We start from the raw sequence: 10,076 nt of genomic DNA, 5'->3' as shown, positions 1-10,076 counted from the left end.
TATTCATAATCAAACAACCCTCGCAGCTTTTTGCTCATCCCAAACCTCTCCGTTCTCTGACATATATATCTTTATTTTATCGAATTGGTGCTTATCTGCTTTTGAGGTGGGTTTTTAGAGGTGCCCTTAAATCTAAATAAAACTTTCGTTAAAATAACTCCATTTCAAAATAGAAGGATTTCATATGTTTTTTGAAAGTATAAAAATTATGCTTTTAGGAATGGGGACAGTTTTTCTCTTCCTCACGATAATGGTATACATGATAAAATTAATGTCAAAACTTATTCTCCGCTATTTTCCGGAGGCACCGAAAGTGCAAGCCACTGTGACAGTACCAAAAACTCAAACAATCAATGAGAATGCCAAAATCGCTGCTATTCTGGGAGCATTACAACATCATCATCAATTAGAGCAAGAAGGGAAAATTTAATGAAAAAATTATTATTCTTCCTCTTAACAGTGTTGTGTATCTCTTTTTCGGCGATGGCATCAGAACCGATTTCAGTTACTGTAGATACTGATATACAAGAAATAACGGCAAACCTTCCCGCTTCCGATACACCGCAAAAGTCGACCTATCGAGAAGAGACCTATCAGCCGATGAGTTTCAATGACATGATGCTCAATTTCTATCATACGACCGGGATTAGTGCCCTCGTAGAGCCTCAAAAAGGGGTTTTAACCTCTCATGGCGAACCGATGTCCGATTTCCATCAGACATGGGGACGTTTGATTATGTTTGGAGTTGCTTTTATCCTCTTTTATTTGGCGATTGCCAAAGGATTTGAACCTCTTTTGCTACTCCCAATCGCATTTGGTGGATTACTCGCCAATGTTCCGATTGCAAATATGGCAGGAGCGGATGGTTTTTTAGGGATTATCTATCACATGGGGATTGCCAACGGTCTTTTTCCGCTCCTAATTTTTATGGGGGTCGGAGCAATGACCGATTTTGGTCCGTTGCTGGCTAATCCGCGTCTTGCCCTTTTAGGGGGTGCGGCACAATTTGGAATTTTTGGAACATTGGTCGGTGCGTATGCCCTCAGCCAATACACAACCATTTTTGATTTTACCTTGCAGCAATCGGCCGCGATCAGTATTATCGGTGGAGCGGACGGCCCGACATCGATCTTTATCGCATCTACACTTGCCCCTGAGCTTTTGGGCGCGATTGCGGTTGCATCGTATTCGTATATGGCACTGGTTCCGATTATTCAACCGCCGATTATGAGGGCATTAACGACTCCTGAAGAGCGAAAAATCCGGATGCGTACATTGCGCCATGTTACGAAGCTTGAAAAGCTTCTTTTCCCGATTCTTGTACTGATGCTCATTATTTTTATCCTCCCGGATGCGGCTCCGTTGGTCGGTGCATTTACTCTGGGGAACTTTTTTAAAGAGAGCGGTGTTGTCGATCGTTTGAGCGATACCATGCAGCACGCATTGATCAATATCGTTACAATCTTCCTCGGGCTTGCCGTCGGATCAAAATTAGCGGCAGATCAATTTTTGGTGGTCGATACATTGGCGATTTTGGCTCTTGGTCTTTTAGCTTTCTCTGCCGGAACAGCCGCAGGTGTTTTAATGGCAAAATTGATGAATCTCTTTAGCGATGATAAAATCAATCCGCTGATCGGTTCTGCGGGTGTTTCTGCAGTTCCTATGGCGGCACGAGTATCACAAAAAGAGGGGATGAAAGAAGATCCGACCAATATGCTTCTGATGCACGCGATGGGACCAAATGTTGCCGGTGTTATCGGTTCAGCGGTTGCAGCCGGGGTTATGATCGCCCTTTTCAAGTAATCTTTTAATGCTCTTTGAAGATTCTCATGCTGTTCAGAGACGGCAGCACGAGATAATGTTCCACGTTGGATATAATTGGTAAAAGACTACTAAAAGGGTAGAAACCTACATGATTTTACCCGATAATCCCCATTCAAAATCTGCTGACGAACTATATGATCTACTCGAAAGTTCTCTTTTAGGAATTGATGCTGCTTCTGCACAAAACCGTCTTCATCAGTACGGGCATAACACTCTAAAAGAAGAACAGCGTTCCCTTGTCACTATTTTTTAGCTCAGTTTAAAAGTCCTATCGTAGCCATTTTAATAGCTGCAGTATTATTCTCGTATGTTATGGTATGTGGTTCCACACTGGTTTCATACAACTCCGCCTACGTTAGAAATGATAAACTATATCGGTGCAGCAACTGTTATTGTATTTCTATTAATTGAAAGCTATAAATGGGGAGAATATTGGGTGAAACACTCAAAGAGTGAATCTCCTTCTTAATCTTGTTTATCACAAACTTCTTTGTAAAGTTCAAATGCTTTTTTAAAATCTTGCGGCTGTTCATCTGCATTTTTAAAATAAGTAAATGCTGTTCCGGCTCCCAATCGGCAAGATCTTTCAAATAATGCTTTTGCTTTTATAGAATCTTTATGGACGTAATTTCCACTATTATACATAATCCCAAGTTGCATACACCCAAGAGTATTGTTTGACTCGCAAGCGTCATTAAACATTGTAAATGCATCGTGATCCCAGCCAATTTTTTGATATATCAAGCCATTCAAATATGGGAAACGTAAAGAATAAAAAATATAGACGATTAATACAACCAACAATAATAAGGACAAAGATAAAGCGGATTTCATAATATTTTCTTTAGGCTTTACGCAGAGAGAAGCGGAGTGCAGCATATCCCAACAATCCGGATACCATTGACCCCATCAAAATACCCAAACGCTCATCACATAACCCAACACCGCTAGCTCTTGCATCTTCAAATGCCAACGATCCGATAAACAACGACATGGTAAACCCGATTCCGCTGAGAATGGAAACGCCATAAAGAAGCTTCCAGTTTACTCCAAGAGGGAGCTTTCCAAACCCCATCCATACCGCTAAAGCACTGAACAAAAATACACCGATTTGTTTTCCAAAGAAAAGCCCAAGTGCGATACCCAGTGTAACATTGTCATAAAAATCCTTCGATGAGACACCCGAAAAACTGATCCCTGTATTGACGAACGCAAACAGAGGAAGAATCACATAGTTGACAGGCACATACAGTGAATGTTCCAGTTCATGAAAATGGTGCTGATTGTTTTTCAGAGGAATCAGCAATCCCAGTATAACCCCTGCGAGGGTTGCGTGAACACCGGATTTTAAAACGGCTATCCACAAAATAATCCCGACTAAAATATAAGCGGTATGATTGATAACCCCTCGAAGATTCATCAGGGTCAAAAGAGCGATCATCGATGCGGCAACAGCAAGCGACATGGTGGAAAGATCGGCAGTATAAAAAAGGGCAATGATTATGATCGCACCCAAGTCATCGATAATCGCAAGGGACAGCAAGAAAAGTTTAAGCCCTTTGGGGACACGATCTCCCAAAAGGGTCAAAATCCCCAAGGCAAACGCAATATCGGTGGCTGAGGGGATAGCCCACCCTTGCAAAGCTGCGGAGTTGTTCCAGTTAAACCACGCATAAATCATAGAGGGGACGAGCATTCCGCCCAAGGCCGCAAAAGCGGGAACGGCGATCGCTTTGGGATCGCGGAGTGAACCTTCGATCACTTCGCGTTTCACTTCAAGCCCGATCATGAAGAAGAAAACAGCCATTAAGCCATCATTAATCCATAACAGGAGCGGTTTTGCAATAACCAATGATCCGAAGCTGACAACGACCGGAATTGATGTGAGTGAATCATATAACGGTTCGAGAGAAGTGTTCGCCATAAGCATTGCGAATAATGTTGCGATAACCAACAAGATTCCTGTTGCCGATTCGAGTTTGAAAAAATTCAATAGTGAGGTTCTGAGCACATTTTTCCTTGGAAGCAAAAAACTTTGTTTTTGATTGAATTTACAGAAGAAAGTTTTTCTCTTTGCTGCAAAAGAGAAAAACGTATATTTAAGGAGTAATACAAATGAAAAAATATCGGGTGTCACTGCTTTGACACCCAATTGGAGGTAGTTTATAATTAGTTAGTAAACAGTTAGGAAATGGCATTTATTGGATAAATAGAATCACCTGGCTGTTTTTAGTCCGTTTAAGAAACCATTTTTCGATAATCTCTCTCTCGCTCTTGCTCAAACGCCCTTTGGTTTCGATATTAAGAATAAAGTATTTAGAACTCAAGTTTTGATCTGAAGGATGAATACTATAGGTCTCAGAGAGAATACATTTTGTTATTTTAGGAAACAGTGTCTGAATCTCATCGGGAATTTCATTGTGCAGTTCTTTTTGTATTGAAGTTGATTTGATCTGCTTTTTTAAAAGGGTAATCTCATTATCTTTTGCTTCAAGTTTTCCTTGAGCATTTTTATATAAATCGGTCACTATATCTGCCTTGAGCGTGGAGATGTCGACGTCATCGCGTTCGCCGTTTTGATAGACTTTCAGCTGAGCATTTTTGAGTCCCCCCTTCGTCATACGAACGCTAATATCGTTAAGTTTATTTTCTGAGATATATTCGCCGATCAAAAAGACTTTGACCTCATAGGTTTTCGGATCGATTTTGACTTGAGCGACATTGGTTTTGGTAAAATTCAAGTTTTCACTCACAAATGCTGAAGCTTTTGCCTTGAATACCTCTTCTTCGACCAGTTGATACGCCAAATAGGAGCTAGGGAGCATTGTTGCAATGGCTACCGCTATGATATAGCGTTGTGCACGTTTGGCAATCGCTGGATCAACGTATATTTTTTCCGTAATATGGAAAGCACGAACGATTAAAAATGCTGACAGCGCAATAAACACAAAATTAATTGTGTACAGATAAAACGCGCCAAAAAAATAATTCCAATGCCCTGTAGCCAGACCAAATCCGGCGGTGCACAGTGGAGGCATCAGGGCCGTTGCAATAGCCACTCCGGGAATCACATTGGTTTTTTCTTTACGGGTAACCGCCACAATTCCAGCCAGTCCACCGAACAGACCGATCAATACATCCCATACGGTAGGAGTTGTCCGTGCTAAGAGTTCTGATTGTGCGGTATCAAGAGGGGAGAGTGAGAAATAAAGCGTCGAAGTGATAAGTGCAATCAGGGTAGCAATGGCCAAATTTTTAAAAGAACGTCGGATAAGCACAAAATCATTGATGCCTGCTCCATATCCAATTCCCATAATGGGTCCCATGAGTGGAGAAATCAGCATCGCACCGATGATAACGGCAGTAGAGTTGACATTTAGACCGATGGACGCAATTAGGATAGCAAACATCAAAATCCAGAGGTTAGACCCTTTCATGTAAATATCGCCGCGAATCCGCCCATCGATTACATCATCATCTGCTTTATCGTCTGTTAAGCTTAGCCGCTCTCGAACGATCTTTTTTACATGAAGCCATGTACGGTGTTCTTCAAGATTGGTCATAATGGATCATCCTCTATTTGATATTTTATTATAACCAAACGAAAGCTAATGGCTATGTAAGTCCCTTTTCGGTAAGATTTTTCCGCTTATCGTAAAACCCTTTTTTGTCGCACTTTCCGAAATCCTATTTTTCGTATTAAAAGCACTTTGCTTCGTGTCGCTTAAAGCGGTTGTTGCATGTGGACCACATAAAATATTTTTAGGATTTACTATGCTGATTTTATCACCCAAACAAGAGTGGTTCGGCAACATTCGCGGCGATATTCTCGCCGGAATCGTCGTAGCCCTCGCTCTTATCCCCGAAGCGATCGCCTTTTCGATCATTGCGGGAGTTGACCCTAAAGTGGGATTGTATGCGTCGTTTTGTATTGCGACGGTCATCGCATTTGTCGGCGGTCGTGCGGGGATGATTTCTGCCGCTACGGGGGCAATGGCGTTGCTCATGGTGACACTTGTCAAAGAGCACGGGTTGCAATATCTGATGGCGGCAACATTGTTGACGGGAGTATTGCAAATACTAGCAGGGTATATGAAACTCGGTATTCTGATGAGTTTCGTCTCCCGTACCGTTGTAATCGGGTTTGTAAATGCATTGGCAATTTTGATCTTTATGGCGCAGCTGCCTGAACTGACCAATGTCACATGGCATGTTTATGCGCTAACGGCGGCAGGTCTTGGGATCATTTACCTGTTTCCCTATATCCCGACAATCGGAAAACTGATTCCCTCACCACTCGTAACGATTGTCGTCCTAACGATTATCGTTGTGACAATGGGAATTGATGTCCGTACGGTCGGCGATATGGGATCAATGCCTGATACCCTCCCGATTTTTCTCTGGCCAGACGTACCTTTAAACTTCGAAACATTTTCGATCATTTTTCCTTACTCGGCGGCACTGGCGGCAGTGGGGTTGCTCGAATCGTTTATGACGGCGACAATCATCGATGATATGACCGATACCGACAGTGATAAAAACCGTGAAGCCAAAGGTCAGGGGATCGCCAATATTGCCAGCGGATGTATGGGGGGCATGGCGGGGTGTGCGATGATCGGCCAGTCGGTTATCAATGTTAAATCAGGCGGTCGCGGACGTCTTTCGACTCTAATCGCTGGAGTACTACTGCTCATAATGGTCGTATTTATGTCCGATTTGATCAAACAAATCCCGATGGCGGCATTGGTTGCGGTGATGATTATGGTCTCCATCGGGACGTTTAGCTGGCCGTCGGTTAAAGGGCTTAAAACATTGCCTCTCTCGACCAATATCGTTATGATTGCCACGACCGGTGTAGTCATTGCGACTCATAACCTAGCACTGGGTGTTTTAACCGGCGTATTATTGGCGGCACTCTTTTTTGCCAACAAAATCAGCCATTTTATGTATTGTACGAAATCGTATGAAGAGACAAGCAATACCCGAATCTATAAATTTGTCGGTCAAATCTTTTTTAACTCCGCTGATCGTTTTGCAAATGAATTTGACTACAAAGAAGAGGTGAAAAATGTCATTATCGATGTAACGCACGCTCACTTTTGGGATATTACGGCGGTTTATACACTCGATAAAGCGCTCATCAAGCTGCGCAATATGGGCAAAGAGGTAGAAGTGATCGGGCAGAATGAGGCAACTCGTACCATTATCGACCGTTTCGGCATTCACGATAAACCCTCTGATATTGAAAAAGTGATGGGAGGGCATTAAAAAATTTAATCTTCAGCTTAATTGACTTTTACAGTACCATTGTGCCTATCCCCAATCATTCCTAAAGCCCTTCTGCGGTATAATCGCGAAAAAATAGGGTAACACTATTTATGGCACTTGTCGATCTCCTTAATGTATCCAAACACTACGAAGCCCAAAAAATTTTAGAAAACATCAACTTTCACATCGATGAGGGGGAGAGGGTCGTTATCGTCGGAAAAAACGGCAGCGGCAAATCGACGCTGATGAAAATCGTCCACGGTTCTCTCGATACCGATGCCGGAGAGCGGATTACCCGTCAGGGAATTGAGATCAAAATGCTCTCACAAGTCCCGAAGTTTGATCCCGATCACAACGTCCGCGAAGCGATCGAGGCGGGTCTAGGGGAGCTCAAATCGGCGAAAGTCCGGTTTGATGAGATTTCACACCTGCTGGCCGAGGAGTTCGACAATGCCGCCCTTCTTGATGAGCAGGCCCGCCTGACCAATTTTCTCGACCACCACAACGCGTGGAACCTCGATGACAAAATCGAGCGGGTGATGCACCATTTCATGCTCAAAGAGTACGAAACCAAAAAAGTGGACCTCCTCAGCGGAGGGGAACAGCGGCGTGTCGCCCTCGCCTCGATCCTCCTTCAAAAACCCGATATCCTCCTCCTCGATGAGCCGACCAACCATCTCGACGTCTACATGGTCGAATTTCTCGAAGAGCTGATCCTCAAAGAGCGGTTCACCCTCCTCTTTATCTCGCATGATAGGTATTTCATCGATCAGATCGCCACCAAAACGATCGAAGTCGAGGATTGTTCCCTGCGCGAATTTTCCGGCGGCTACAGCAACTATCTGGAGCAAAAGCAAGAGCTTCTGCGCACCATGGCGCAGCAGCACGACAACCTCCTCAAACTCCTCAAAACCGAAAACGAATGGCTCCGTCGGGGGGTCAAAGCGCGCCTGAAACGGAACGAAGGGCGTAAACAGCGGGTATTGCAGCTGCGCGAAGATGCCAAAAACAACCCCTCAAAAATCCGTAAAATGAAACTGGAACTGGAGCGCGAAGCCAAGCACTTTAACCGTTCCGAGGGGATCAACCGCCAAAAGATGCTCTTTGAGATCGAACATCTGGGACTCACCCTCGGGGATAAACTTCTCATCAAAGATTTCTCGACCCGCATCTTGCAAAAAGACGTCATCGCCGTCGTCGGACCCAACGGCAGCGGCAAATCAACCCTCCTCAAAGCACTGCTGGGACGGCTTAAACCCACCTCCGGAATGATCAAACAAGGGGACCTCACCATCGGCTATTTCGATCAGCACCGCGAAATGCTCGACGACAACCTCAATCTCATCGAAACCTTCTGCCCCCACGGCGGTGACCGCGTCGATGCACAGGGACAGGACTACCACGTCTACGGTTATCTCAAAAACTTCCTCTTCCCGCGCGAATTTCTCGATAAAAAGATCGGCGTCCTCAGCGGCGGTGAGAAAAACCGTGTCGCCCTTGCTCTGCTCTTTACGAAAAAAGTGGATATCCTCATCCTCGATGAGCCGACCAACGACCTCGACATCCCTACGATCAACATCCTCGAAGAGAAGCTTCAAAGCTTTCCCGGTGCCGTTATCCTCGTGAGCCACGACCGCTATTTCGTCGATAAGATCGCCAAAAAACTCTTTATCTTCAAAGGCGACGGCACCATCGAGGAGAGCTACAAGCCCTACAGCGAGTACCTCGAAGACGAAAAAGAGTTCCAAGAAATGGAGGCGATGGAGGAGGAATTTTCCAAACCCGCTGCTGCGACGGTTCCGGTACAGACCGAAAAACCGAAAATTCTCAAACTCACGTTTAACGAACAAAAAGCGCTGGAAAAGCTTCCCGTTGAAATCGATGCACTTGAAACCAAAATCGATGAACTGGGCGCTGCTCTGGCCGATCCGAAGCAGTATGAAAAAATCGGGATCACGGTGCTGGCCGAGGAGCTCGAAAAAGTCAAAGCGCTGTATGAGATCAAAGTCGATGAGCTATTGAATATCGAAGAGAAACGCGAAACGATTGAAGCGCTCAAAAATACTTAGGAGATTCCATGGAGATTGAAACCCTCAACGCCCTGCACTCCCTCGCGGGGACCCTAACCTTTAGAGAGGGACCGGGCGGATTGCCGATTGCCCTCATTACGACCCCCGATGCCACTGCTGCCATCTCCCCCTACGGTGCCCATCTCCTCTCCTGTACGTTGGGTTCCCAAGAGCTTCTCTTTCTCAGTCAAAAAGCGATTTTTAACCAAGGAACCCCTATCCGTGGCGGCGTTCCGATTTGCTGGCCGTGGTTCGGCCCCGATCCGCAGCAACGGGGGAGAAGTGACCATGGACTCGCCCGCACCCGGATGTGGAACGTCGTTTCCTCTGCCCTCATCCCTGATGGCGGATGTATCCTCACCCTCGAGCTGACCGATACACCGGAAACCTATGCACTGTGGCCCCACCGTTTCCGCCTTACCCTCACCCTCACCGTAGGCAAAACGCTCTCGATGGAACTCACGACCCATAACCTCGGCGACATCCCTATGGAGCTTACACAAGCACTTCACACCTACTTTGCCGTAGGCGATATTTCCCAAACCGTTATCACGGGACTGGAAGGGTACACCTACGCCGACAAAACGGACGGCGGAACCGAAAAAATTCAAAGCGGCCCGCTTTGCATCGACGCCGAAACCGACCGTATCTATCCGTTTGACGGCGGTGACATCATCATCCATGATGAGTCGCTAAAACGAACTATACGTATCACGTGCGAAGGGAGTAAAACGGCTGTAGTATGGAATCCGTGGAGTCGCGTGTGTGAAGAAAAAAACGATTTATCGGCTGACGATTACAAAAAAATGGTCTGCATCGAGACTGCCAATACGGGAGATGAGATCATCACTCTCCTCCCGGCAAAGAGCCATAGGCTAAGAGCGCTCTATGTGGTAGAAAGGTAAACAAAGGGAC

Annotated in this window: 9 protein-coding genes; 6 read left to right on the top strand and 3 right to left on the bottom strand. The window is 45.3% G+C overall.

The features are described 5' to 3' along the window. The first annotated feature begins 184 nt into the window (after positions 1–184). The 3 genes from M0P91_RS11510 to M0P91_RS11500 all read left to right on the top strand — a co-directional run bounded on the left by M0P91_RS11510 (position 185) and on the right by M0P91_RS11500 (position 2,077). Positions 185–430, top strand: a complete 246-nt coding sequence (locus tag M0P91_RS11510; protein WP_295067453.1) for an OadG family transporter subunit — start codon at positions 185–187, stop codon at positions 428–430. Then, complete coding sequence (locus M0P91_RS11505; protein ID WP_295067450.1) at positions 430–1,803, top strand: sodium ion-translocating decarboxylase subunit beta; 1,374 nt, start codon at positions 430–432, stop codon at positions 1,801–1,803. The genes M0P91_RS11510 and M0P91_RS11505 overlap by 1 nt, the downstream gene beginning before the upstream one ends. A gap of 109 nt (positions 1,804–1,912) precedes the next feature. Then, on the top strand, positions 1,913–2,077 hold the full coding sequence (locus tag M0P91_RS11500; protein ID WP_295067448.1) for a cation-transporting P-type ATPase: 165 nt from the start codon (positions 1,913–1,915) through the stop codon (positions 2,075–2,077). A gap of 212 nt (positions 2,078–2,289) precedes the next feature. Here M0P91_RS11500 and M0P91_RS11495 read toward each other — a convergent pair whose 3' ends face one another. From M0P91_RS11495 to M0P91_RS11485, 3 genes are all read right to left on the bottom strand, one after another. Beyond that, a complete protein-coding gene (locus M0P91_RS11495; RefSeq protein ID WP_295067445.1) occupies positions 2,290–2,658 on the bottom strand; it encodes a hypothetical protein in 369 nt (122 codons plus the stop codon). Positions 2,659–2,668: 10 nt separating this feature from the next. Continuing rightward, on the bottom strand, positions 2,669–3,835 hold the full coding sequence (gene nhaA, locus M0P91_RS11490) for a Na+/H+ antiporter NhaA (protein ID WP_295067442.1): 1,167 nt from the start codon (positions 3,833–3,835) through the stop codon (positions 2,669–2,671). 187 nt (positions 3,836–4,022) lie between these two features. Further along, positions 4,023–5,387: a DUF389 domain-containing protein gene (locus tag M0P91_RS11485; RefSeq protein ID WP_295067440.1), complete on the bottom strand. Its 1,365-nt coding sequence runs from the start codon at positions 5,385–5,387 to the stop codon at positions 4,023–4,025. 214 nt (positions 5,388–5,601) lie between these two features. On the opposite strand from M0P91_RS11485, the gene M0P91_RS11480 reads away from it, so the two are divergent. The 3 genes from M0P91_RS11480 (at position 5,602) to M0P91_RS11470 (ending at position 10,066) form a co-directional block, all read left to right on the top strand. Beyond that, entirely contained in the window at positions 5,602–7,092 is a 1,491-nt protein-coding gene (locus M0P91_RS11480; protein WP_366934082.1) for a SulP family inorganic anion transporter, read from the top strand. A 110-nt stretch (positions 7,093–7,202) separates the two neighbouring features. After that, positions 7,203–9,161: a ribosomal protection-like ABC-F family protein gene (gene abc-f / locus M0P91_RS11475; RefSeq protein ID WP_295067436.1), complete on the top strand. Its 1,959-nt coding sequence runs from the start codon at positions 7,203–7,205 to the stop codon at positions 9,159–9,161. An 8-nt stretch (positions 9,162–9,169) separates the two neighbouring features. Then, positions 9,170–10,066 (top strand): D-hexose-6-phosphate mutarotase, encoded by an 897-nt coding sequence (locus tag M0P91_RS11470; protein ID WP_295067433.1) that lies wholly within the window; start codon positions 9,170–9,172, stop codon positions 10,064–10,066. The last annotated feature ends 10 nt before the right edge of the window (positions 10,067–10,076 follow it).

The sequence above is a fragment of the Sulfuricurvum sp. genome (assembly GCF_023229695.1).
Taxonomy (GTDB): domain Bacteria; phylum Campylobacterota; class Campylobacteria; order Campylobacterales; family Sulfurimonadaceae; genus Sulfuricurvum.
Note: the sequence above shows the minus strand (reverse complement) of the source record. Positions and strands in the feature narration are given on the sequence as shown.